General features: G+C 41.1%; 27 protein-coding genes and 1 riboswitch. Of the genes, 11 read left to right on the top strand and 16 right to left on the bottom strand.

Annotation, left to right across the window (positions count from 1 at the left end):
• Positions 1-73: 73 nt before the first annotated feature.
• From JUI58_RS25980 to JUI58_RS25970, 3 genes are read right to left on the bottom strand one after another with little or no spacing between them, the layout of a single operon-like run.
• The gene (locus JUI58_RS25980; RefSeq protein WP_204106767.1) at positions 74-1,006 is read right to left on the bottom strand and encodes a ribonuclease D; all 933 of its coding nucleotides are present in this window, start codon (positions 1,004-1,006) and stop codon (positions 74-76) included.
• An 8-nt stretch (positions 1,007-1,014) separates the two neighbouring features.
• Positions 1,015-1,686, bottom strand: coding sequence for a Crp/Fnr family transcriptional regulator (locus JUI58_RS25975; protein ID WP_204106766.1), 672 nt, complete (start codon positions 1,684-1,686; stop codon positions 1,015-1,017).
• Positions 1,687-1,742: 56 nt separating this feature from the next.
• Entirely contained in the window at positions 1,743-2,186 is a 444-nt protein-coding gene (locus tag JUI58_RS25970; RefSeq protein ID WP_204106765.1) for an Lrp/AsnC family transcriptional regulator, read from the bottom strand.
• A gap of 143 nt (positions 2,187-2,329) precedes the next feature.
• On the opposite strand from JUI58_RS25970, the gene JUI58_RS25965 reads away from it, so the two are divergent.
• Both JUI58_RS25965 and JUI58_RS25960 read left to right on the top strand, forming a co-directional pair.
• On the top strand, positions 2,330-2,962 hold the full coding sequence (locus JUI58_RS25965) for a LysE family transporter (RefSeq protein ID WP_204106764.1): 633 nt from the start codon (positions 2,330-2,332) through the stop codon (positions 2,960-2,962).
• 120 nt (positions 2,963-3,082) lie between these two features.
• Positions 3,083-4,072, top strand: coding sequence for a pentapeptide repeat-containing protein (locus tag JUI58_RS25960; RefSeq protein WP_204106763.1), 990 nt, complete (start codon positions 3,083-3,085; stop codon positions 4,070-4,072).
• 33 nt (positions 4,073-4,105) lie between these two features.
• Here JUI58_RS25960 and JUI58_RS25955 read toward each other — a convergent pair whose 3' ends face one another.
• From JUI58_RS25955 to JUI58_RS25940, 4 genes are read right to left on the bottom strand one after another with little or no spacing between them, the layout of a single operon-like run.
• The gene (locus JUI58_RS25955; RefSeq protein WP_204106762.1) at positions 4,106-4,642 is read right to left on the bottom strand and encodes a tetratricopeptide repeat protein; all 537 of its coding nucleotides are present in this window, start codon (positions 4,640-4,642) and stop codon (positions 4,106-4,108) included.
• A gap of 48 nt (positions 4,643-4,690) precedes the next feature.
• On the bottom strand, positions 4,691-5,560 hold the full coding sequence (locus tag JUI58_RS25950) for a transporter substrate-binding domain-containing protein (protein WP_239121722.1): 870 nt from the start codon (positions 5,558-5,560) through the stop codon (positions 4,691-4,693).
• Positions 5,475-6,104 carry a hypothetical protein gene (locus JUI58_RS25945; protein WP_204106761.1) on the bottom strand — a complete coding sequence of 210 codons (630 nt, stop codon included), beginning with the start codon at positions 6,102-6,104 and terminating at the stop codon, positions 5,475-5,477. The genes JUI58_RS25950 and JUI58_RS25945 overlap by 86 nt, the downstream gene beginning before the upstream one ends.
• 59 nt (positions 6,105-6,163) lie before the next feature.
• A complete protein-coding gene (locus JUI58_RS25940) occupies positions 6,164-6,814 on the bottom strand; it encodes a DUF938 domain-containing protein (RefSeq protein ID WP_348539978.1) in 651 nt (216 codons plus the stop codon).
• A 209-nt stretch (positions 6,815-7,023) separates the two neighbouring features.
• Between JUI58_RS25940 and JUI58_RS25935 the strand changes: the two genes are divergently transcribed.
• Positions 7,024-8,448: an AAA-like domain-containing protein gene (locus tag JUI58_RS25935; protein ID WP_204106760.1), complete on the top strand. Its 1,425-nt coding sequence runs from the start codon at positions 7,024-7,026 to the stop codon at positions 8,446-8,448.
• A 248-nt stretch (positions 8,449-8,696) separates the two neighbouring features.
• On the opposite strand, the gene JUI58_RS25930 is transcribed toward JUI58_RS25935, so the two are convergent.
• Both JUI58_RS25930 and JUI58_RS25925 read right to left on the bottom strand, forming a co-directional pair.
• Positions 8,697-9,710: an STELLO glycosyltransferase family protein gene (locus JUI58_RS25930; RefSeq protein WP_204106759.1), complete on the bottom strand. Its 1,014-nt coding sequence runs from the start codon at positions 9,708-9,710 to the stop codon at positions 8,697-8,699.
• Positions 9,711-9,758: 48 nt separating this feature from the next.
• Positions 9,759-10,508 carry a glycosyltransferase gene (locus JUI58_RS25925; protein ID WP_204106758.1) on the bottom strand — a complete coding sequence of 250 codons (750 nt, stop codon included), beginning with the start codon at positions 10,506-10,508 and terminating at the stop codon, positions 9,759-9,761.
• A gap of 270 nt (positions 10,509-10,778) precedes the next feature.
• Here JUI58_RS25925 and JUI58_RS25920 point away from each other — a divergent pair, with 270 nt between their 5' ends.
• Positions 10,779-11,018 (top strand): NifU family protein, encoded by a 240-nt coding sequence (locus JUI58_RS25920; RefSeq protein WP_204106757.1) that lies wholly within the window; start codon positions 10,779-10,781, stop codon positions 11,016-11,018.
• Between the two features lie 112 nt (positions 11,019-11,130).
• The gene (locus JUI58_RS25915) at positions 11,131-13,338 is read left to right on the top strand and encodes a hypothetical protein (protein ID WP_204106756.1); all 2,208 of its coding nucleotides are present in this window, start codon (positions 11,131-11,133) and stop codon (positions 13,336-13,338) included.
• A 193-nt stretch (positions 13,339-13,531) separates the two neighbouring features.
• On the opposite strand, the gene JUI58_RS25910 is transcribed toward JUI58_RS25915, so the two are convergent.
• Both JUI58_RS25910 and JUI58_RS25905 read right to left on the bottom strand, forming a co-directional pair.
• Entirely contained in the window at positions 13,532-13,858 is a 327-nt protein-coding gene (locus tag JUI58_RS25910; RefSeq protein ID WP_204106755.1) for a hypothetical protein, read from the bottom strand.
• Between the two features lie 26 nt (positions 13,859-13,884).
• Positions 13,885-14,085: a hypothetical protein gene (locus JUI58_RS25905; RefSeq protein WP_204106754.1), complete on the bottom strand. Its 201-nt coding sequence runs from the start codon at positions 14,083-14,085 to the stop codon at positions 13,885-13,887.
• 67 nt (positions 14,086-14,152) lie between these two features.
• Between JUI58_RS25905 and gloB the strand changes: the two genes are divergently transcribed.
• The 4 genes from gloB to thiC all read left to right on the top strand — a co-directional run bounded on the left by gloB (position 14,153) and on the right by thiC (position 17,689).
• Positions 14,153-14,926: a hydroxyacylglutathione hydrolase gene (gene gloB / locus JUI58_RS25900; RefSeq protein WP_204106753.1), complete on the top strand. Its 774-nt coding sequence runs from the start codon at positions 14,153-14,155 to the stop codon at positions 14,924-14,926.
• Positions 14,927-14,992: 66 nt separating this feature from the next.
• On the top strand, positions 14,993-15,451 hold the full coding sequence (rplI, locus tag JUI58_RS25895) for a 50S ribosomal protein L9 (protein ID WP_204106752.1): 459 nt from the start codon (positions 14,993-14,995) through the stop codon (positions 15,449-15,451).
• 130 nt (positions 15,452-15,581) lie between these two features.
• Positions 15,582-16,130, top strand: a complete 549-nt coding sequence (locus JUI58_RS25890) for a transcriptional repressor (RefSeq protein WP_204106751.1) — start codon at positions 15,582-15,584, stop codon at positions 16,128-16,130.
• Positions 16,131-16,199: 69 nt separating this feature from the next.
• Positions 16,200-16,296, top strand: a riboswitch (TPP riboswitch).
• 7 nt (positions 16,297-16,303) lie between these two features.
• Positions 16,304-17,689, top strand: a complete 1,386-nt coding sequence (thiC, locus tag JUI58_RS25885; RefSeq protein ID WP_204106750.1) for a phosphomethylpyrimidine synthase ThiC — start codon at positions 16,304-16,306, stop codon at positions 17,687-17,689.
• 89 nt (positions 17,690-17,778) lie between these two features.
• Here the strand turns inward: thiC and JUI58_RS25880 are convergent, their stop codons facing one another.
• The 4 genes from JUI58_RS25880 to JUI58_RS25865 form a co-directional block, all read right to left on the bottom strand.
• Positions 17,779-18,774, bottom strand: a complete 996-nt coding sequence (locus JUI58_RS25880; protein WP_204106749.1) for a saccharopine dehydrogenase-like oxidoreductase — start codon at positions 18,772-18,774, stop codon at positions 17,779-17,781.
• Positions 18,775-18,919: 145 nt separating this feature from the next.
• Positions 18,920-19,702, bottom strand: coding sequence for an ABC transporter permease (locus tag JUI58_RS25875; protein ID WP_204106748.1), 783 nt, complete (start codon positions 19,700-19,702; stop codon positions 18,920-18,922).
• A gap of 1 nt (position 19,703) precedes the next feature.
• A complete protein-coding gene (locus JUI58_RS25870; protein WP_204106747.1) occupies positions 19,704-20,003 on the bottom strand; it encodes a hypothetical protein in 300 nt (99 codons plus the stop codon).
• Positions 19,990-20,838 carry a hypothetical protein gene (locus JUI58_RS25865; RefSeq protein WP_204106746.1) on the bottom strand — a complete coding sequence of 283 codons (849 nt, stop codon included), beginning with the start codon at positions 20,836-20,838 and terminating at the stop codon, positions 19,990-19,992. Before JUI58_RS25865 ends, JUI58_RS25870 begins: the two co-directional genes overlap by 14 nt.
• Before the next feature lie 229 nt (positions 20,839-21,067).
• Here JUI58_RS25865 and JUI58_RS25860 point away from each other — a divergent pair, with 229 nt between their 5' ends.
• Both JUI58_RS25860 and JUI58_RS25855 read left to right on the top strand, forming a co-directional pair.
• Positions 21,068-22,216, top strand: a complete 1,149-nt coding sequence (locus tag JUI58_RS25860; RefSeq protein ID WP_204106745.1) for a WG repeat-containing protein — start codon at positions 21,068-21,070, stop codon at positions 22,214-22,216.
• A gap of 61 nt (positions 22,217-22,277) precedes the next feature.
• Complete coding sequence (locus JUI58_RS25855) at positions 22,278-23,372, top strand: HAMP domain-containing sensor histidine kinase (RefSeq protein ID WP_204106744.1); 1,095 nt, start codon at positions 22,278-22,280, stop codon at positions 23,370-23,372.
• Between the two features lie 41 nt (positions 23,373-23,413).
• On the opposite strand, the gene JUI58_RS25850 is transcribed toward JUI58_RS25855, so the two are convergent.
• Positions 23,414-23,932 (bottom strand): hypothetical protein, encoded by a 519-nt coding sequence (locus tag JUI58_RS25850; protein ID WP_204106743.1) that lies wholly within the window; start codon positions 23,930-23,932, stop codon positions 23,414-23,416.
• Between the last annotated feature and the right edge of the window lie 213 nt (positions 23,933-24,145).

Here is a 24,145-nt window from a genome sequence, read left to right as displayed (position 1 = left end):
GAGATTGGCGGAAAGGCGCGAATTTGGCTTATTATGTTCAATTTTCTGGCGATCTCTATTGGTTCTATTGCTATTAAAATGGCAGATCTTCTTCATCCTGTTCTGCAATTTTTAATTGCGTTATTGTCGTAATTTCTTCCTGGATCGGTAAGTCGGCGATCGCCTCTCCCAATTGTTTTTGTATGGGTTTCGTTAACGTAATCGGAAAATCTAGTTCTAAATTCATTTCTTGACTGGCTGCGACTAAAGCAGAAAAAGCAATTTTTCTACTGGTGCGCTGAAAATGGGAAAGTTTAAAACCTTCTCTATCTTGTACGTTTTGTGCCTTCATTGCTACCTTGAGACGCTCTTTAAGATGATTGATTTCTGTATCTAATTTCTTCCATTGATGCTCTAATTGACGATAGCGCAAAGTCAGAGCCTGAAGATCTTCTTTTTCTGGTTTCGGGGAGGCAACTTTTACGAGTTCTAAAAGTTTTTGGTGAATCTGGGCGACATACACTGGATCCATCTTCGCATAATCTAATTGTTGAGAAGATAGGGGACGTTTTCCCCAGTCACTGACTTGATAGCTTTTATCCATATTTTTGTTAATCTTGTCGCCATCGCAGAACTGCTCGACAAGAGCTTGTAAACTATATTTAGGAATAGGAACGAGATAATAGGGGATTTTTTTCGCCATTGTTAAGGTACAAGTCACATTTTCCGCCTTGCTTTTGCCGAGAAACTTGCGATCGAAACTGGCATTATGAAACACTTTTTCAATCCGAGTATCCTCCATAATCAAATCAACAAAATCTTTCACCCATTCAGGGCGATCGAGAACATCAAAAATAACAACGCGATCGCCCATTACGTCCTTGGGATCTGCTAAAACTTGAATCAGAGAAAGTTGGGGTTTTTGACTCTGATAATCTGCAACTTCTGTATCTAACCAAAGAATTTTCGCTTCGATAAATTCTTCAATTGCCCCTTGAAAGGTTTTCGCACTGTCAATATACTGCATAATCTTAATTACTTATTGCGATCGAGCAAACAAATGGTACTATCTGCATCAACAGAAATTAAACCTTGTTGGCGCAATTTTCCCATAAGACGAGTTACCGTCACTCGCGTTGAACCGATCGCATTACTAATTTGCGAGTGAGTTAAAGGATAAGGGAAACAAACTCTTTTGTCTACTGTTTTACCATATTCCTCAATTAGAAGCGTTAAAAACCCCCAAAGGCGATCGATCGCTTGTCGCTGTCCTAAGACAGTCAACCACAAAAGTTGCCGTTGGTGTTGATAACGAAAGAAATCTGATACTTCCAGACGAAAATTTGGCCAGTTGTCTAGATCGTGCCAATACAGCCAAATAACTGAGGTAGAATCAACCCGAGCCAACGCCCTTAATTTAAAGTGAGTATTTTCTGTGACTTCAAATGGATAACCTGTCCCCATTAAACCTAAAAATGTCTCTTTGGTTTCTTCTGGACTAATTTTCTGAGATAATATATTTGCTCGAGCATTGCCCATTAAAGAGACTGCACCAGATTGCACCAAATATAATAAACCCGCACGGATAGGAATGCGTTCATTTTGATTGAAAGTGCGATCGCGGTAATGGTTTTGCCCCCAAGTGATAATCTCTGGCCACTTTAAAAAGGAAATAAGTGTATTTTTTCTAAGGTGATAAATTTCCATAGCACTTAAATCCTTTTTTCCTGAATGGGTATATATCTGCTTTTATTTTAGAGAAGTTAATGGGGATATTCAATGCTATTCTTAAAAACTGGGTTAGAGAGTACAATTGAAGTGCGAGTTTGTCCGTATTGACTTAACTTATCGATAATTGCTTCAAGGTGAGACATAGAGGAGGCGATCGCTTCAACGACAAAAGAAGAATCTCCCGTGACGTGATAACTCCGCAAAATTTCCGGTAATGCTTTCATTGTCGCGATCGCAGGAGGATAGCGATCGGGGGTTGTCGTTAGTTGAATAAAGGCTTTTAACGGCAATCCCAAAACTTCTGCATTCACTTGGGCGCAATACCCTGTAATAATACCCGCATCCTCTAATTTTCGCACTCGTTCTGTTGCTGCAGGAGAAGATAGACCTACTCTACGCCCCAACTCTGAAAAAGAGAGTCTACCTTCCTGCTGTAACTTTTGTAAGATTTGCCAGTCTGTCTCATCTAACTGCATTTTACAAATTTAAGGTTTCAACGATATTTTTCCTTAATTTTCTAGCATAAAAACGCAAAATAAATTAAATTTATGCTTTAATTTAACAATTTTTGTTTGTAAATTAAATATTAGCATTTTTTATCTTGAGTTTTGCAAAACTTATGGATATTTCTCTTTTCTTAAAAGGCTTTTCCCTTGGATTAGCTGTTGCGGCTCCCGTTGGCGCGATCGGAGTTTTGTGTATTCATCGTACCTTAACTTATGGCAGATTAATGGGTTTAATTTCTGGACTAGGTGCCGCAACAGCCGATGGAGTTTATGGTTGTATCGCTGGGTTTGGTTTAACAATTGTCTCTAATTTTTTAGTCGATCGCCTCTTTTGGTTTCAAGCGATCGGGGGACTATTTTTGCTCTATCTGGGAGTGACAACTTTTGGCGCTAAACCCAAACCGGAGACAATTACAGAAGCGAAATCTAGTTTTTCTCGCGCCTATTTTTCTACCTTCTTCCTCACTCTAACCAATCCTCTCACCATTCTTTCTTTTATCGGGATTTTTGCTGGGTTGGGATTAGTGAATAATGGGGGAAATTATCAAGAAGCATTAATCTTGGTTCTCGGTGTTTTTACTGGCTCTGCTGCCTGGTGGTTGTTCCTCAGCTTTGGTATCGATCGCCTGCAAAAAACCTTTAATCTTAGGGATTTGCGCTGGTTGAATCGTTTTTCGGGGATTGGTATTATTACTTACGGAATTCTCCCATTATGGTCTTTAATGAAAGCGATCGCTCACTCCTAAAAAGTAAGCTGTTGGCAATATTCAAGAAAATTAACATCAAGATTTAACCCTATCAGAGATACTAGAGATCGGAGCAATTTGGGGAAACAATTAAGAAATTAGAGGAAGGAAAGAAAAAAAATGGATAGACAGGAATTGCTTGATCGCTACGCCGCAGGAGAACGGGATTTTTCTGGAGTTAATCTTATGGGAGTTAACTTAGAAAAAGCGCAACTTCCTGATATTGACTTAACGGATACTTATTTAGGTGCAGTTAACCTCAGTCGCGCAAATCTTAAAGGTGCAAACTTAACGAGAGCTTTTCTTTTTCGTGCCGATTTGAGCTTTGCAAAAGTTCGAGAATCGAGTCTAACTGATGCCGATTTAACTAAAGCCAATTTGACGGGTTCAGAATTTGTTAAATCCATCCTTAAAGGTGCGAAACTAAGCGGAGCAATTCTCAAGCACGTTAATTTACGTCTCTCTAATTTAGAAGGAGTGAATTTGTGCGGTGCAAATTTGCAAGGCATTAATTTTCGGTCGGCTAATTTAAGAAATGTGAATTTTAGCTGGGCGAATTTATCTGGAGCCAGATTAAGTGGGGCTAATTTGCGCGGGGCTACATTAAATGGTATTACATTGAGCGAAGCCTATTTGAATGGGGTCGATCTTCAGGGAGTCGATCTTGATGGAGTCGATCTGAGTGCCGCAAAATTGAGCGGTGCTAATTTAAGCGGTGCTAATTTAAGCGTCGCAAATCTCAGTAATGCTCAAATTCGGACGGCATTTATGTCTCGTGCTAATCTCCAAGCTGCTAATTTAGAACACGCTAATTTATTGCGATCGGATTTGTGCGAAGTAAATCTCAGCAAAGCCAATTTAACTGAAGCCAATTTAACTGAAGCCGATCTAACTGGTGCGAATTTGAATAAAGCCAATTTAAGCGAAGCCAATTTGCATAAAGCTAGTTTGCGAAATGCTTATTTATGGGGTGCAAATTTGCAAATGGTAGATTTACAAGAAACCAATTTAAGCGGGGCTAATTTGCGAGGTGCAAGATCGCAAAATGTGGATTGGAAATTGGCCATTCTCTCAAAAACAATCATGCCGGATGGCGCGATCGCCGAATAAAGGAGGAATAAAGGAACATCAGAATTACTAATTCTATTCAGGAGTCGCAAAACGCTTTTGTAATGCCTCAATTCGTCGTTTAGCAATGTTGTTTTCTGGCGCATATTGCAAGGTTTGTTTGTAGGTTTCTAAGGCTTTTGCGTCCATTGTTTTCTTTTCGTAGACATTAGCAAGATTGTTATTGGCGATCGCATATTCGGGATTGAGTTTCAGTGCCTCTTTATAGTTACGAATAGCCAGATCATATTGTTCACGAGACAAATAAGAAAAGCCGAGTGCATTATAAATCAAAGCCAAATTTTCCGGTTCAATCTCCTCTTTACTGGCTGATTTTAAGCCTTTTTGCAACACTTGAGCAGCTTGAACGTATAATTTTTTCTTTAAATAGATACTACCTAATTCATAATAGTCTTTTGATGTTCCATCGCCTCCTTTTAGCTTCTTTTGCAATTTTTCTAACTGGTTCTCAAGGCGACGAGTGCGAAAGACTTGTTGAAATAAAAAAACCGCCGTTCCTGCTAGTAAAACCAGCAAAAAAGAAATATAAATGACTGGGAGTTGTTCTTTCATATTTGTTTGTTATTATTTGTTGTTTGTTCAATAAACAATTGTGCCATCTTATTGTCCATTTTCCTCATCCTCGGGGAAATTTCCCAGTCCCCAATAATTAATGCGGTCTTGCAACCATCCCGAATCTTGCCATCGCGCGATCGCGTCATTAACATACAAATATAACTCGCTATACTGTAATCCTTTGGGGACAACAACTGCTAAAGGAATTCCCCCGAGGCGATCGCGCAGCAAGCGATATTGAGGATATTCCTGCACCCACCCCGTCAAGAGACTGCGATCGCCAGCAAAAGCGGCAATTTCCCCTGCTTCTAAAAGACCCAGAGCCTCTTGATAGGATTTTACCCCCACTAACTGCACTTCCGGGATAGCATGGCGCACGATCGCGATGGTACTCGATCGCTCTAAAACGGCAACTTGGCGATGTTTTAAATCGATTCGGCTGTTGATACCAACTTCTCGGGTAATAAACCCCGTGCTGTCAAAATAATAGTAGCGACTTAAATTCACCAAACGCGATCGCGAAGAATTAACCCCAACATGGGCGATCGTCAGATCAACATCTTGGGCGATCGCCGCATTTAAACGTTCCGCATTAGTGACAGGTTGCAGGATAACCCCTTGGCGATCGCCGAGCAATTCCTCCGCCAATTTTCGGGCAATATCAATCTCCAACCCTTGTAAATTACCCTCTTCATCGCGAAAACCCAAAGGACGAAGATTATCTTTAACTCCCACAATCAATTGACCTCGCTCCAGAATTTCCGCCAATTCCGCCGCAGATAATCCCTCAACTGTCAAGAACCAAAAGCCAACAATTAAGAACAAAGATTTAAAAATCCCAGTTTTTTTTCTCTTCTGGCGAGAATTGACTTTCTTCCACATCAGGAGGAGTAATAACGCGATAATTTGCATCATAAATGCCATCGGCGGCTTGAGATGGCCTGTCATTAGATTCTGGAGGGTCTTGAGCCTCTGGGGAACTTTGGGACTCTGGTTGAGGAGTACGCTGTCTCGGTGGGGAATCTTGTTCAATCCTAGAAGCATTTTTACGCATATCGCTTTGGGGGAAATTGGTTTGGGGAATCGTGGCTGTTGTGGGGGCTTGATCGATATCCCAGCCACCATCTTCTTCTGGTAGAGGATTCCATTCAGAAGAAGGGGGAATTTCCCAGTCGGATTTTCCTGGGGGACGAGTGCGGCGCTTTTCTCGGGGTGCGTCGCGATAGCGCGGTGCAACTTCGGGATTAGCTTCAGAGGAGGGGACAGAAGGACGATAATTGAGTAATTGAACGAGCAGACTGGTTGCAATGCCCGCCCCTAACCCCAACCCTAACCATGCCGCCAAGGGAAGGGGGAGGGTTGCACGACCAAAGAGAATTAAGGACAAAGAAGGAGACCAATTCTGGAGCAGAGTCAGTCCGATCGCGATCACCAGCAATACCATCCATGTTGCACGCATCTTAATCAATTATTAATTATTAATTATTAATTACCCTTGAAGAGGGGAAATTTTTCCCGTTACCGTTGGAAAATTACGGATAGGTTATTGGCAGGCATGGCGACGGTTTTGAGGAAAGTTAAGTTTTCTGATTGAGCAACGGCGATGACGGCTTCGATATCCCGCACTCCCCACTCGGGATTACTCGATCGCAGGGAGCGATCGAATTCTTGATTGCTCGGGGCAGTATGTTCGCCGTCTCGTTTGTAGGGTCCGTAAAGGTAGAGAATACCTTGAGGAGGGAGGATGCGCCCTGCTCCTGCCATTAGCCCTAGACAAGCCTCCCAGGGGGAAATATGGATCATGTTAATATTCACGATCGCCGTAATGGGATCGGTATTAAAATTGTATCTCTTTCCAGCAGTTCCTTCTCCTTCGATTGGCCAAGGGCGATCGCAAACATTGAGGTTAATGACGGGATGGAGATTTTCACTGGGGGAATGCGATCGCCAGGCTTCAATACTCAAGCGCAATAACGGGTTGGGTTCGCTGGTTAACCATTTTCTCGGTTGCAAGTTTGGAGCAAAATAGATGCTATGCTCTCCAGTTCCACTCGCAATTTCCAGAACTGTTCCTCTCGGCGGTAGCACTTCCTGTAAAACCTCTAAAATCGGTTGACGGTTGCGAAGAGTGGCCGCAGCATATTTTCGTTGTTCTGGATTCACATCTATTGTCATCGGGTCTTGAAAGTTAATCACAAATATCCTTAATACTCTCATTAGATTGCAAACAACAAAATATGAATTTGATTTTTGAGTATATTTACGGCAAATCCGTGGATTGTTCAATATTGATTGAAAGATAGCTAATCTTTTGTTAATATTTTTAATACTGAATCTCTGAAATCCCTGAAAAAAATATTAACTTGAAAACAAGAGATATGATTAACTTACCTTTAAATCTCTCTAAAGTTGCTATGGATATCGATTCACTTATTGAGATTCTCAACCACAAATTGATTGCTTCCCAAATTCGTTGTCTCAATACAACAGAAATTTTGCTCTTACGAGGGATATGGCAATATAAAACCTATATTGAAATTGCTCAAGAGGAAGATTATAGTAAAGGCTACATCAGCAATGTCGTTGCCCCTGGATTATGTCGGCGACTCTCAGATCTCATCGGGGATCGCGTAACAAAAAAAAATTGCCGGGTAATATTAGAAAATTATATCACGACTGAAATCAAACTAGATTCATCTTCGCAACCGAAGAAATCAGCCCCATTGATACCGCAATTACCAAAGGACATATCTCCTCTTTTTCCTCAAGAGGAAATCATAGGTCAATACAAGTCCCCACCTTACCCCAATAGCGCTCTACCTATCAATTCTCAATATTATATTCCGCGTCGTGAGATAGAAGCACAAATTAGCAAACAAATCACTCAACCTGGCGCTCTCGTGCGGATCAAAGCACCCCAAGAAATGGGGAAAACTTCATTATTGCTGCGGATTCTGCACTATGCTCAAGAGCAAGACTATCATACGGTTAATTTGAACTTACAGCAAACCGATAGCAGGACTCTTGGCGATTTCAAGCTCTTTTTACGCTGGATTTGTGCAAATATTAGCCGTCAACTCGATATTGAGTCAAAAGTGGATAACTATTGGGATGATGATATTGGCACTTCTGTTAGTTGTATGCTCTATCTGGAGGACTATATCCTCGATCACATCAAGACTCCCTTAGTTTTAGCTTTTGATGAAGTCAATCGCATTTTTGAGTATCCTCAAGTTGCTCAAGATTTCTTACCGTTATTGCGATCGTGGTTTGAGGAAGCCAAAAAGGTTCGCATCTGGGAAAATCTTCGCATTATTGTCGTTCATTCGACAGAGATTTATGTTCCTTTGCAATTAACCCAATCCCCCTTTAATGTTGGGCTACCAGTACAATTAAACTGTTTTAATCTCGAAGAGGTGCAGGAGTTGGCTCGACGCTACGAATTGAACTGGACGGATGGGAAAGAAGCCAAGCAACTAATGGCTTTAGTGGGAGGACATCCAGGACTCGTGCAAGTTGCACTTTATAATCTTCATCAAGATGAATTAACCCTCACTCAACTGTTAAAAACGGCAGCAACAACAACGGGAATTTATGCCCATCATCTACACCGTCATTGGACAAATTTACAAGCAGAACCAGAACTCGTTCGTGCATTTCAAGAGGTTATTAGTGCAAAAAAATCTGTGGAATTAGAACCCGTCGTCTCTCACAAGTTATATAGTATGGGATTAATTAAGTTGGACAATAACAAAGCAACTTTAAATTGTGAGCTATATCGACGCTATTTTCAGAAGTCATAACTTTCGTACAAGATCGCGTGTACTGCTATGGACAAATATTCCAAATATTCCAAATATTCCAACAAGATATTAGATTTCTGTTATTTTTATATGAATTTTAGAGGTTGAATGAGCTTAGGAAAGTCCTTATTATGGAAACATAAGCAATGCAAACCATTTGCACACACCCCGATCTCTGTAGTGGCGTTCCCCCAAGGCGTTTCTGCAGTTTTTTTTATATTTCGTTTAAGCATCCTACTATTTCGTCTTTATTTTGTCAAGAAATTTATATCCTCGAGCCAAATATTGAGTAATTCCAACTCTTTGCGATCGAGAATTGATAGACTAACAAGTTTTTCGTAACAAATTCGCATATTATCAGCCAATTTGTCTTGACCCGATTGTAGATTTAATTCTTGCAATGCCTCGCATAATCTATAATTGTGCAAATAGCCGACCACTTCCTGTTCAAAATCGTGCATGAGATTGTGTTCATTTCGTTCTTGCCATACTGTCGGTTCGTGAAACAAAATATGCCAATTATTTTCCCATGCAATGCGTTGTGCGACAAAACTGCGCCAAATATCTGTCATACGAAAGGAACAATAAGCAGGAAGATATAGTAGTGGAAATGTATCGCGCCACCAAGTTGTATTTTGACTATTAAAAGGACACCAACTATTTCTCGATAATGCTAAACGGCGATCGCGTCGAAAGTCTTGGGGTAAGGGTAAAGTTAAGCGATAAATCGCATCTACATCGGGGTTGCGATCGGCTAAACCCTGTTGAATGGGACAATCTACAAGCGCTATCTCTAAATTTTCCCAAGTATCGGGAAGTGGTTTATTGATAGTATCCAGGGGTAATCCTCGCGGCCAGATATTTGCTTCAGTAAAGTAGCGGTAAACATTAATCCAGTGACTCTCGGAAATAACAGGAGCCGTTTGCTGTCGTTGACGCGGATTTTCAAAGTTTTGGTAGGGAATATTATCATCATCAGTCTCGATTATAATTTCAGCGTTGTTTTGTAAGGCTAATAAATAGCCAATATTTTTTCTTGCGTAATGTCTTTCGGGACAACTTTGAGCAAATTTTAAATTTAATGCCAACTGATGAGAAAGATTATAAAAGTCACATCCTTCCAGATAAAAATCAGCAGGACTGGCCACATCACCAATAATAATAAAAGACCAATTCCGATCTTGGACGCATTGAGATAGTTTTTTTAATGCTATATTTGGCTGCGCGATCGAGGTGACAACTAGGGCAACTTTGCTATCCATAGTAATGAGAGAATTAATAATTAACTTACTGATATTGCTCAATTAACATTAATACTTTGATGTTTCCTGAAAATTATGATGAGAATCTTCGAGGGTAAGTTGTGACTGCCACAATTTCCCTTGAAGACGTTTGCTTGTCAAGCGCCACAAATTTTTACACGCTTCTAGGATAATACTATTCTTGACTCGAGAACTGGCAAAACGGTAATGAATGGGAACTTCAACAATCCGAAAATGATGACAAAAGACACGAATTTCTGTTTGAAAAAAATGATTTTTAGAGTGAATACCATTATCGAGGACGGCTTGTAGGCTTTTCTGAGTGAACATCTCAAATCCACTGGTCATATCACTTAGTTTTGTGCCTAATAGAAAGTTGGTGGCAAAAGTACCACCCCAACTAATTAAATAACGCTTAAGAGAACTATCGCTGATTTTTCCTCCAGGACAAAACCGACTACCAAATACACAATCATATCCTTGCTGCATTTTCGCCAAAAATTTAGGAATATCTTCGGGATTATGACTAAATCCTGCGTCAATTTCTAAAATCCAATCACACTTTGCTGCAATGGCTTCGCGATAGCCACGAAGATAGGCATCGACAACACAGCGACTGGACTCGTCCCAGATTACACAAATACGGTTGTCAGTTTGCGATAATTGATGGAGAATATCAATCGTGCCATCTGTACTGGCGCGATCGACAACAATAAAAAAATGCACTGATTGAAATTCATTGCAGTAAGACAAAACAGAATCGACAAATGAGCATACAATTTCACTTTCGTTAGACATTGGGCAAACAATACCTAAATCAATATTTTTAAGTGAAATAGATGGGGAGGTGGAAACAATCATTATGTAAGAAGTATATAGCCAAAAAGTTAACTACCATCTGCAACTTGCAACCTATCTGCAACTTGCAACTCAGTATTCTTATAAGAATTCCCCAAAAGTCATCAAAATCTACCTTTAGATCGAGCAGATAGAGATGAAGTTGAGAAAAATTTTACCCTTGCTCGCGCTAGGATAAGGGAAGTTATCGCAATAGGAAAGAGGCAAACGATGTCAACTTTAGCACTAACAGATGAAAACGTTGAGACTGTCCTCGACGAGATGCGTCCTTATCTGATGGCGGATGGGGGTAATGTTGAATTGGTCGATATTGACGGACCAATTGTTAAAGTACGCTTGCAGGGTGCTTGCGGTGCTTGTCCCAGTTCGACTATGACATTAAAAATGGGGATTGAACGTCGCTTGCGGGAAAAAATTCCCGAAGTGGTAGAAGTGGAACAAGTTATGTAAACTTTGGCGATCGCAAAGGAAAAATATAGATTTAAGATCGAACAATCGGGTTATAGTGAACACCGATTCGATTTTTTTCGATCATTTCTATTCGGTTTACTTCTTTGCGATCGTGTCTCATCCCCTCTACATTGCCTTTATCTGGCATCAACACCAACCCCTCTACAAGTCCACAAAAGGTGAGTATCGCTTGCCTTGGGCGAGATTGCATGGAACCAAAGATTATTTGGATCTGATCCTAATATTGGAGAAGTATCCCCAGCTACACCAAACGGTTAATCTCGTTCCTTCTCTGATTTTGCAGATCGAAGATTATATTGCTGGGACAGCGATCGATCCTTATTTGGCAGTGGCTTTAACTCCGGAAACACAACTGAGTTTAGAGCAAAAGAATTTTATCATCGAACATTTTTTTGATGGCAATCATCACACTTTGATCGATCCCCATCCTCGTTACGCGCAATTGTATCATCAAAGTCAAGAAAAAGGAGAGCAATGGTGTTTGCAGAATTGGCAGGCAAGGGATTATGGGGATTTATTGGCATGGCATAATTTGGTTTGGATCGATCCTTTGTTTTGGGACGATCCCCAGATTGCGGGATGGTTGCGAAGAGGGAAAGATTTTACGGTAGAAGATCGCCAAGGGATTTATTGCAAACAACAAGAAATTTTAGGGCGAATAATTCCCAAACACCGACAGATGCAGGAGATGGGACAGTTAGAAATTACGACGACTCCCTACACTCACCCTATTTTACCTTTGTTGGCGGATACTCATGCGGGACGGGTTGCGGTGCCAAATATGGCATTACCTAAGCATCGCTTTCAGTGGCCTGAAGATATTCCCCGACATCTCCACAAGGCTAAAGCAATATATCGGGAACGTTTTGAACGGAATCCTCGGGGGTTGTGGCCGTCGGAACAGTCGGTGAGTCCGGCAGTTTTACCCTATATTGCGCGAGAGGGGTTTAAGTGGATCTGTTCCGATGAGGCTGTGTTGGGATGGAGTCTCGATCGCTTTTTCCATCGGGATGAAGGGGGAAATCTCTACGATCCGGAAGTGTTATATCGTCCTTATCGTTTGGAAACTCCTTATGGAGATGTGGCGATCGCCTTTCGAGATCACCGTTTGTCGGATTTGATCGGGTTTACTTATAGTGCTATGTCTCCCCAGGATGCAGCAGAGGATTTAGTGGGACATTTGCAGGCGATCGCCAACTCTCGCAGGGACGACCAACATGAACCTTGGTTGGTGACTATTGCTTTAGATGGGGAAAATTGTTGGGAATTTTATCAACAAGATGGTTTACCTTTCTTGAATAATCTCTATCAACGTCTCAGCCAGCAGCAGAATCTCGAATTAGTAACGGTTTCGGAGTTTTTGACGAAATACCCCCCCACGCAAACAATCCCTCTGGAAAAGCTCCATAGCGGCTCTTGGGTGGATGGCAGTTTTACCACTTGGATCGGCGATCCGGTGAAAAATCGCGCTTGGGATTTACTTTACGAAGCGCGAAAGACTTTGGATCGGCATCCAGAAGCAACGGAAGAGAAGAACCCGAGGGCATGGGAAGCGTTATATGCTGCGGAAGGGTCTGATTGGTTTTGGTGGTTTGGGGAAGGACATTCTTCTAACCAAGATGCCATGTTCGATCGCCTATTTCGCGAACACTTAATCGAGATTTATGAAGCATTAGGCGAACCTGTTCCCGAGTCTTTAAAGGAGGAGGTAGAACGTCACGACATCCACGGCGATCGCCTTCCCAGTAGCTTTATTCATCCCATTATTGACGGGTTTGGGGACGAACAGGACTGGGATAAAGCAGGATTGGTGGAAATTGGCGGTGCAAGGGGAACCATGCACCAAAGCAGTACAGTACAGCGTTTATTTTATGGCTTGGATCACCTCAATTTCTATCTCCGTTTGGATTTTAAATCGGGAATCGATCTATTTAAAGAATTACCTTCAGAGTTACATTTACTGTGGTTTTATCCCGGTATTTTAATGTGTAATAATCCAGCACCTTTACCGGAATTGCTGGATATTGAACCCTTAAATTATGGGTTTCACCATCATTTAGGGATTAACTTGCGATCGGGGGAGATTTGGTTAGATGAAGCGGGAGAATATCAGGAGTGGCATCGGCGCAAGTGTAATGCTTGTATGGCATTAAATGAATGTTTGGAATTAGCGATTCCTTGGCACGATCTCAACATTCATCCCGATTATCCTATCCGCATGGTTGGAGTTTTAACGGATGAGGGCAAATTCTCTGGACATATTCCTGAATCTCGGCTAATTAGTGTGAATTCCCCTTAGTCAAATTCAGCCCCAAAATCGAAAGTCACGATAGAAAAAGGATTCTTAGAGCTTCACTTTCTTAGGATAGCTTGCTTGCTGTCAAGACGACGGTAATTGATAATTTATCTTGGGTCGATGCGATCGGAAGAACTCGATCGCGCTTTGGGAGAAGCTGGTTTGTAGGAGTTCCCTAAAAATTGCGATCGCGCCTTTAACTCCCATCCCCATTCTCATTTTGCTGATTCAGTAAAATGTCAAGAATGCGGCGATTTTCTACCTGTAAACCTCGCATTTCTAGTTGCATTTCTCGCATTTCCGATTGCATTTCTCGAATGTCAGTTCTGTCTTCTATCTCCCTTTGCTGAGATAACCTGAGTGCTTGTTGGTGTAGTCTAGCAATATCTGCCAACTCTGATGTTAAATGTCTCAACTCTTCGAGAGAATTGGTGTTTTCTTGTTGCCCGGTTCTGCATTCTGCGATTTCCTGTGCCATTTCTTCCAAACGACGATCGATCGCACTGTCATCTAAATTACTCATCACGAATACCAAAATCATAAATCAAACTATTCACCCTCAACAGAGTGAAGTTTTCCCATTTGTAAATTATCAAAAATCTGGTTGATTTGTTTACGATCGCGATCGCTGACGGCCAGATCCGATAAAAACAAACTCACTAATTGAAAATGTTCTCGTCGAGTCACGCGGCCTGTTTTCAGAATTTGCTCGAGGGGAAATTTGGAATTGCTGGAAGATTTGTCTGACATTGTTCTACACCCGAATCGCTTTTGTTTAAAATGGCAATACTATTAAGGTAAAGAAAGTTTTTCTCTCATGCAAGTTATTCGCATTCCCGTACTCTCTGACAACTATATTTTCTTGCTACATGATGCCACTACAAATATTGCGGCTGTTGTCGATCCAGCGTTAGCAGATCCCGTTTTACAGCAGCTAAACAGCCTCTGTGCAAAACTGATAGCAATTTTTCACACCCATCACCATTGGGACCATATTGGCGGGAATCAAGAACTTTTGCAACATTTTCCCGATTTGCAGGTATATGGAGGTACAGAAGATCGCGATCGCCTCCCTGGACAGAATATATTTTTAAAGGAAGGCGATCGCGTCGAGTTTGGCGATCGCAAAGGAGAAGTGTTTTTTGTACCCGGACATACCCGCGCTCACATTGCTTACTATTTTCCACCTCATCTTTCTCGCGAACCTGGAGAACTATTCTGCGGCGATACCTTATTTGCAGGAGGTTGCGGGCGTTTATTTGAAGGAACTCCCGCGCAAATGCTGAATTCCCTCGCAAAATTGCGAAATTTGCCCGATAATACGCGAATTTGGTGCGCTCACGAATATACCCTGAAAAATCTCCAATTTGCCCTAACCGTCGATCCCCACAATACCGACCTGCAGGCTCGTTATGAGACAGTGAAAGAACTGCGATCGCGCCAAGAACCCACCATTCCCTCTCTCATTGGCATTGAAAAAACCACAAACCCGTTCCTCCGTTGGGATAGTGCCGAAATTCAACAGGCAATGGGAACGAGAGATCCAGTCAAAACCTTTGCTCGCTTACGAGGAAAAAAAGATTTGTTTTAAATGTTTTGTTGTAAAGTAGAAGATTGTGACCAAATTGTAGAAAAAATTTTAGGTTTACGGAGAACTATGGCCAAGCGCGTACAAGTTGTTTTAAATAAAGATGTCAGCAAACTCGGCAAAAATGGCGATGTCGTTGATGTTGCTCCAGGATATGCTCGCAATTTCCTCGTTCCTCAAGGATTCGCCGTGCGAGCAACCCCCGGCATCATTAAAATGGTAGAACAAAGAAAAGAAAAAGAGCGTTTGCGCTTACTGGAGATCAAACGAGAAGCTGAAGCCCGCAAAACAGCATTAGCAACCGTCGGACGCTTGACGATTAAAAAGCAAGCTGGAGAAGAAAAAGCTATCTTTGGAACTGTAACAGCGCAAGATGTTGCAGACACCATCCAGGAAAAAGCAGGTCAAGAGGTTGACAAACGCGATATTACAATTCCCGATATTCGCAAATTGGGCAATTATCAAGTTGAAGTCAAGCTGCATCCGGAAGTAGTCGCAATGGTTGAAATTGAAGTTGCACCACTTTAAGGGGAAGTCAGGGGAAGAGAAATATCTGTTCCCTATTTCCTGTTAATAAATATTCTCAATTAAGAAAAATTGTTGAAAATGGCTCAGAAAACAAACTATCATTTTCAATAAGTCGCTCTTTCTGAGAATTATGCTGCCCTACACCGCCAATACCCTCAAAGCCGAACTCAATTCCCGAGGTTGGCGCTTAACTCCACAACGAGAACAAATTCTGCACGTTTTTCAAAATTTACCGAGGGGAAATCATTTAAGTGCGGAAGAGCTTTTTCAACTATTAGAACAGCGCGGCGAAAGCATCAGCCTCTCCACCATTTACCGTAGTGTCAAACTCATGGCGCGGATGGGAATTTTGCGGGAATTGGAATTAGCGGAGGGACATAAGCACTACGAACTCAACCAACCCTATCCTCACCATCATCACCACATGGTTTGCATTCAATGCAACAAAACCATTGAATTTAATAACGATTCGATTTTAAAACAAAGTCTGAAACAAACTGAAAAAGAAGGATTTCAACTCATTGATTGTCAATTAACGGTGATGACAATATGCCCAGAAGCCTTGCGCTTAGGCTGGCCGTCGGCTTTACCGAGTAATTGGTCTTGTTCCCGCGCCATTTCAGAAAGTCATGCTAGGGAAGATAGTCAGAAGCAAGGCGATCGCCCCGAGGAAGAATAATATTTTTTAACAAATCCGTGAAAAGTTTTAAGATTTCCTGTTCTTGTTCTGAGCAGTGCTAAGATCGACACCTCGAGCTAGGGGTGCTTGGACTATCCAGGCTGAGAAATACCCTGAGAACCTGAGACTGGTTAGCACCAGCGTAGGGAAGCCATGATTAAGAGGAATTCAATATGCGTACAGAATGGGTTGCTAAACGGCGCGGTCAAACAAACGTGACGCAAATTCACTATGCCCGTCAGGGAATAGTCACGGAAGAAATGCACTATGTCGCCAAACGGGAAAATCTGCCTCCTGAGTTAATTCGGGGAGAAGTGGCGCGGGGACGTATGATTATCCCAGCCAATACTAATCATACTAATCTCGAACCGATGTGCATTGGTATTGCTTCTAAATGCAAAGTCAATGCCAATATCGGCGCATCTCCCAATTCTTCCAATTTAGAGGAGGAAGTGGCCAAACTCGATTTGGCGGTTAAATATGGTGCGGATACGGTAATGGATCTCTCGACGGGTGGCGGGGATCTCGATATCATTCGCACAGCAATTATTAAGGCTTCTCCGGTTCCCATTGGGACGGTGCCGATTTATCAGGCCATGGAAAGCGTACATGGGTCGATTGAAAAACTCACCCCGGATGATTTCCTGCATATCATCGAAAAACACGCCCAACAAGGGGTGGACTATATGACCATCCATGCGGGTATTTTAATTGAGCATTTGCCTTTAGTGCGCGATCGCATTACGGGAATTGTTTCCCGAGGGGGCGGAATTATTGCCCGGTGGATGTTACACCATCACAAGCAAAACCCCCTCTACACCCATTTTGATGAAATTATCGAAATCTTTAAAAAGTACGATGTTTCTTTCAGTTTGGGAGATTCTCTGCGTCCTGGTTGTACTCACGATGCTTCTGATGCAGCACAGTTGGCAGAGTTAAAAACCCTAGGACAATTAACCCGTCGCGCCTGGGAACATGATGTACAGGTGATGGTAGAAGGTCCTGGCCATGTGCCGATGGATCAAATCGAGTTTAATGTTAAAAAGCAGATGGAAGAGTGTTCTGAAGCGCCTTTCTATGTTCTCGGTCCGTTGGTGACGGATATTGCCCCAGGCTACGATCATATTACTTCCGCGATCGGTGCTGCGATGGCGGGGTGGTATGGAACGGCGATGCTCTGTTATGTTACACCCAAGGAACATTTGGGCTTGCCGGATGCTGAGGATGTTCGCAATGGTTTAATTGCTTATAAAATAGCTGCCCATGCTGCGGATATTGCCCGCCATCGCCCAGGAGCCCGCGATCGCGATGACGAACTCTCAGCAGCGCGGTATAATTTCGATTGGAATCGTCAATTTGAACTTTCCCTCGATCCCGATCGCGCCCGAGAGTATCACGATGAAACTTTACCTGCCGATATTTATAAAACGGCGGAATTCTGTTCCATGTGCGGTCCAAAATTCTGTCCCATGCAAACAAAAGTTGATGCGGATGCGCTAACGGAATTAGAGAAATTCTTAGCACAAGAGAAGGAAACTGAAGTTGTCATGCAGGCATAAAGTATAAGGCTGCATTCGATGTTGTAGGGACATTAAATTTGTCTCTACAACATCCAAACTATCAAACTATATAGAGCCAATTCTAGATATTACTTAACAAATTGAGGCATAATTTCTGCTGCGGTAAACAGGCCATAAAGCCCGCGACGGTATAATGATACCCCAGCTTTAAGGTAGCCAAAAGCAGGACCGCAAACATTAGCCGCCATACTCGTCTCGTCCCCTAATGTAAACCTATGAGTAGAGGTTTTCCCTTCAAAAGTGCGCCCCGTCACTTTAACATTAGTGCTGAGAGGTTTCTTGGCATTGCGAGTATCAACAACTCCACCAACGGTAACGCGATCGCGGCTGCAAATTCCCGCCAATTCTAACATAATATCATCAGCGTGTTCCATTTTCTCTAAAGTGATGATCCCTTCGGTTTTATCCAAGAAAGATTCAACTTCAGCGTCACTCATTGCCCTCGCTTTTTCCACGTCAAATCCTGGTAAATGAGCAATATCCTCGCGAATAGTAGCGCGATATGCCTCCCAATTGGCAATTCCCACCCCAAAAGTAATAGTAATATCATGTATTTCTGCATAGCTTTGGGCGGCGATCGCTGCCACCGCCGTCAATAACCCTGGAGTTGCGCCGCATCCTGTCATATAGGTGATTCCAGCCTTTTGTAAGGCTTCTCGCATTTCCAATACTTGTTCCATAGCAGAAGTGCGTTTCAGGGCATCTACTAGCACTCCCCTCCAGCCTGCGTCAATAAATTGTTGGGCGACGGAAGCCATAAAAGTATTGGGTAAATTGGGAAGGGCAAGAAAATAGCCGTCTACATCTGCTTTCTCCAATAAATCTTGAATACTATTGTTACTGAGCATTCCGTGAGGTTCAAGATAACCGAGAGAATCTTTTTCCTGATAGATTTTACCGCAAATATCTGCATCCAGTCCCAACCGATCGTAAGCATATCCTTTGTGATCGGCTGCTGCAACTAATATCATCTCTTGTTTGGGTGCAAGAACTTTTGCTGCAGCTTGTCCTAATCCCCCAAAACCCAATACACCGACTTTAATCTTATTTTGTGCTGCTGTCATAGTTTCCTTCTCGATCTGAACAGTCTTTTATTATCTCTCAAGAGGGAAGGCGCGATCGCGGTTGTAAACAAAAATATTAGATTTTATCTTTATAACTCTAGGATATCCTGTCTTTGATAACCTCGTTGATAAAGATTCATTCATTCTAACTTGACGCACTGGTATAGAAACGAGTGGCAAATCGCCAAAATTGATTGGAACAATAAAAAAGCGCGATCGCCAAAATACCCGATCCTAAAATCCAGGAAAACTCAACGCGATCGAGGAGGGTTTGTGCGGGAATTGTCGTCAAAAATGCAACGGGGACAATAAAGGTGAAAAAGACGCGATATAAAGCTGGATAGGCTACCATTGGGAAGCGTCCAGCCTCCAATAAACCGCGCAAAACTTCCGTAACATTATAAACTTTTACAAACCAAATACTGGTTGCTCCCAACATAAACCAAAGGCTGTATAAAATAACGATACCAAAGAAAATAGGAATGAGACTAAGTAGATAATTACTAAAATTTAGGCTCAGACGAGAGCCGGAATAAAGAACAATAATGATGCCAAAAAAAACATCGGGTAAACCCCAAGGAGAAATCGTTCGCGCTGAGAGCCAAAATTGACTACTAATGGGTTTGAGTAGCACAAAATCTAATGTTCCTTCTTGAACTTGTTGGACAATTTTATTAAGATTGGGAATGAGAAATGTTGCTGAAAATCCCTGGAGTAAAGTGAAAACACCCAAAACAATTAATGCTTCTTCCCAACTCCAGCCTTTGAATTCATAACCCGTGCGATAAAATAGAAATAAACCAAATAAGCTACCGGAAAGATTGGTTAAACTGCTAAGAGTAGCAATGAGAAAATTCAAACGATACTCGAGTTCTGCGGCGATCGCGGTACTCCAAAATAGTTTCAAAACTAATAAATAACGTTGCATTTTAGACAAAACCTTTTAACTGACATTGACAGAGTTCTTGATTATCGTTAAGTGCCTTACATCCTATTTTCTCTTGATGAGTAAGTATTGATTTTATTTGTTGTTTTTTCTTACAGCGTAGAGATTGACGATTATCTTGTTTTAATAAATCGCATAACTGTATTGCTGATTCTTTTTGAACTTCAATATCGTAATGCAATTTTTGAGCAAATAAACACCTTCCTTCCATAATTTGATTTTTTTTAATACCTACACTATCTAATTCTTGATCGGTTAACCAGATAAAATTAGGAAATATCATCAAGAGCTTCTTGGGCATATTTACGAATATATAAATCCGAATCTTTACGGATAAATCTCTCTAAAATTGGATGAATTAGCTCAATATCATCTAATTCATCTTCTACAATCCAGAAAAAATCGATTATGGCAGATTTAACTAATCTACCCCAAAGATTGTAATTATTCATGAATCCTACTATCAAAATATATTTTTTCATTACCTGTATTTTTTGCGAACAAGCAACAGATTTAATTAATATTTCCCACTGTTCAGGAGAGAAAATATTAATATATTGACCATAGGGTGTATGTCCCAAAAGCATTAATTGAGCTAGAAGATTACCATCACATTCAGCTAAAAGAGCGATCGCACCGTCATAACCATCTCTAACATTGTTTTGATTTCCCCATTTTAGAATTTCCAAAATCTCTTCTATTGTTCTGATATCTTCAGCAACCTTCTTACAAATCTTGATTCTCTTATTTGGTGGATTCTGAAAATACCATTTCAGCAAATCTAGTTCTTTATTGTTAAAAAAAGTCAACTCAGTCTTGGATTCTAGATCGGGTAAAGGTTGTACAGGTGATAGAAATTCGGGATTTTTTTGTACTTCACTCCTAAACCAAACTTTCCGAAGAGGTGGTAGTGATAATAGAAAAACCTCTTCTTCTCTAGAGCTTGGTGGTTTATCCTCCGGCAGTAAAGGAAACTCATTTTTAATCATTTCCCAATACCTACCAAAATGCACAGAAGAAAATTTTAGCGTTTCAAAATTAACCGAAAAAGCGACTTCTCTCAATGGTGGATTCTTGAATTTGACCCTCATGGTATTGTGTGAATTTATATCTTGCATAATCTTAGTTACAAAGAACCAATGTACTTGGTGATGTATTTCATCTTTAACGATAGTATACTAGAATAATGTATAATGTTGTGTAATTAATTTATAAAATTTTAAAATAAAGGAAATTAGGAACATTAATAAACTATTTGGTTGTTAATTAGGATACTGCCTTAGTGCTTTAATAGTGAATAATGAATTTTCTCCCTCCTTTATTTAAACCACAAGCTATAATATGACAATGAAACATTCAATTTCACTGCTTCTAAGTTTAACAATTTTGGGGTTTCCCCAACAGATTTTAGCGAACACTATTTTAGCACAGGACTCTCAGGAGGAAGAACAAGTGCAATCCAGCGAACAGAAAACCGAACAAAACACATTATTTCCTATTCTCAAAGAGGGAAAATTGGGTTATATCGACACAGAGGGAAATATTGTTATTGAACCCCAATTTATGTTTTCCTTGGCAGCAAGGCGATTTTCTCAAGGAGTCGCGGCGATCGCCATCGATGGTAAGGGAGGATTAATCGATCGCAATGGCAATATTATTATTGAACCACAATTCGAGCATATTGGCGAGTTTTTTGCCGGGTTAGCACAGGTAATTCAAGGAGGAAAAAGCGGTTTTATCAATCAAGAAGGAGAGATTACGATCGCGCTACAATTTGAAGCTGTGAGAGATTTTTCTCAAGGACTCGCCGCCGTTCAAATAGAAGGAAAATGGGGCTTTATTAATAGCATTGGTGACATTGTTATCCCAGCAAAATTTGAGGATGCTTTAGATTTTAACCCACAAGAATTAGCGGCGGTTAAATTGGGCAAAAAATGGGGATTAGTCAATAAAATGGGTGAGATGATTGTTGCACCAAGTTTTGACCGCGTTTGGCTATTTCAAGAGGGGTTTGCGGCGATTAAAATAGACGAAAAATGGGGCTTTATTAATGAGGAGGGTGAGATTGCGATCGCACCTCAATTTGAGCGCGTGGGAAACTTTTCAGAAGGATTGGCTTATATTTCTTTGCGCGATCAGATCGGTTATATCAATAAGAGTGGAGAGATAATTATTGAACCTCAATTTGAAGAAGGTGGGGATTTTTCAGAAGGATTGGCAACTATCGAATTAGGTGGAAAATGGGGATTTATTAATGGAGAAGGAAAGATTGTTATTTCCCCTAAATATGATGCTGCATGGGACTTTTCAGAAGGACTAGCTTGCATTAAAAATGGACAAAATATTGGCTTTATTAACCCCAAGGAAGAATTGGTTATTCTACCTCAATTTCAGAGAGCAAGTAATTTTATTAATGGATTAGCACAGGTCGAAATTAATAGAAAAATAGGCTATATTGATAAAACCGGACGTTTTATTTGGTTGCCAACTAATTAAACAATTACTGTTTATTTTCAGTTAATGAATAACAAATAATCTACAATAATAAAGCAAGTTAATGAGTAAATTTAATTTAAGAACGCGCTTATTTTTTTCCCATATTCTCGTCATTGTTTTGGGATTGGGTACGTTTGTTGCAATTGTTAAATATTCTTCTCCACGATTTTTTATTTTGCGTTTAGAACAATTAGAAAGAAGAGGATTTTTAACTGTTCGTTCAGCCAGAACTTATTTGATCAATGGATTTCAAAGTGCCTTAAATAGCGGCACATTTTGGTCTTTTGCAGTTGGTATTAGCACATCTGGAGGATTGAGTTATTGGCTTGCTCAACGGATTACTAAACCTTTAAGTATTATGCAGGAAATTACACAAAAATTTGCTTCGGGAAAATTGGAGGAAAGAATGCCAGCGACTGATATTCCCGAATTAAATGAATTAGCAATGAGTTTCAATCGTATGGCTAATAGTTTAGAAGGAGTCGAACAAAGACGGAGAGAATTAATTAGCGATCTCACCCATGAATTGCGATCGCCGTTAACAGTAGTACGAGGATATTTAGAAGAACTCTCAGATGGCGCGATCGCACCTTCCCCAGAAATCTATTTACGTTTAGTTCGCGAAACCAAGCGTTTAGAAAGATTAACCCACGATTTACAAGAACTTTCTAAAGCAGAAGCGGGATATTTGCCGATTTATTTACAATCGGTTAATTTATATCCCTTATTAACTTCTTTAGCAGAGCGTTTTTCTGATCAATTAATGGAAGATAGTCCGACTTTAATATTAGAATATGCTGAAAATCTTCCCTTCGTGATTGCCGATATCGATCGCACCGAACAAGTGCTAGTGAACTTAATCGGAAATGCCTTGCGCTATACCGAAACAGGTTCAATTACTGTCAAAGGATGGCGAGATCGCGATCGCCTTTGGATCGCCGTCGAAGATACCGGAGTCGGTATTTCCCAGCAAGATTTGCCCTTTGTTTTTGAGCGATTTTGGCGTGCAGATCGATCGCGATCGCGCTACTCTGGAGGAACGGGAATTGGTTTAGCCATCGCTCGCCGTTTGATCGAGTTACAAAATGGCAAAATCGAAGTAGAAAGCGAACTCGGTAAAGGAAGTATATTTCGCTTTCATCTTCCCCTTGTTTGATTACAAAACTCGATCATAAAACCTGAAACTTTATTATAAAATCAACCCTCTCCACAGGATTGTAAGAGCGTGCTATCGATATCCCCTAATTTTGTTAGTTGATGATAGCCTTGCAAGCCAACTATACGCATAATGCCATCGTTTGTGGCAATTGTGCCACGATCTTCGAGGGCGATCGCGTAGGGATAAACCTCTCCCTCAAAATCCTCCACTGATAAATTCAGATTTTGGTTGTCTACCGCACCAACAAAACAATGGTATTCAGAATCAACTTCATACAATGCTCCGTTTACCTTACCTTGACGAACTTCAAAAACGATATAAGTAATCCCATATTGTTCCGCTTGGGGAGAACCACCGAAGAGATAAAACCCATCAGCTAGAGGAGAATCAACACTCATCTGTTCAGTGCGATCGCGAACCTCGACTTCTGCAACCGGAAAATTTTCCTTATTTAACTCCTCAATTCTCATATCAGCGATCGCCGGAAAAGTATTAGCGATCGCCATCCCAACTGCGATCGATAAACAAACATTAAACCGCCAGAAGCGAAACCTCATCAGCTTGACTGAAATTTGTTTGACTGAAATTTGTTTGACTGAAATTTGTGGGATTTTTTGTAGGATAGAATTCAGCATTACATACACCCTCATCACAACTTAAATAATTGACATACTCTCACCGCTAAACGCTTTAGCGTTCTGCGGTCAGACCCCGCGTCGCCGAAAGGCGCAAGGGAATGCTGACCAAGAAGAGCGGGAGATTCTTGAACT

The sequence above is a fragment of the Spirulina sp. CCY15215 genome, from assembly GCF_016888125.1.
Classification (GTDB): domain Bacteria; phylum Cyanobacteriota; class Cyanobacteriia; order Cyanobacteriales; family Spirulinaceae; genus CCY15215.
The sequence above is the reverse complement of the archived record's forward strand: the minus strand, read 5'-3'. Positions and strand labels throughout refer to the sequence as shown.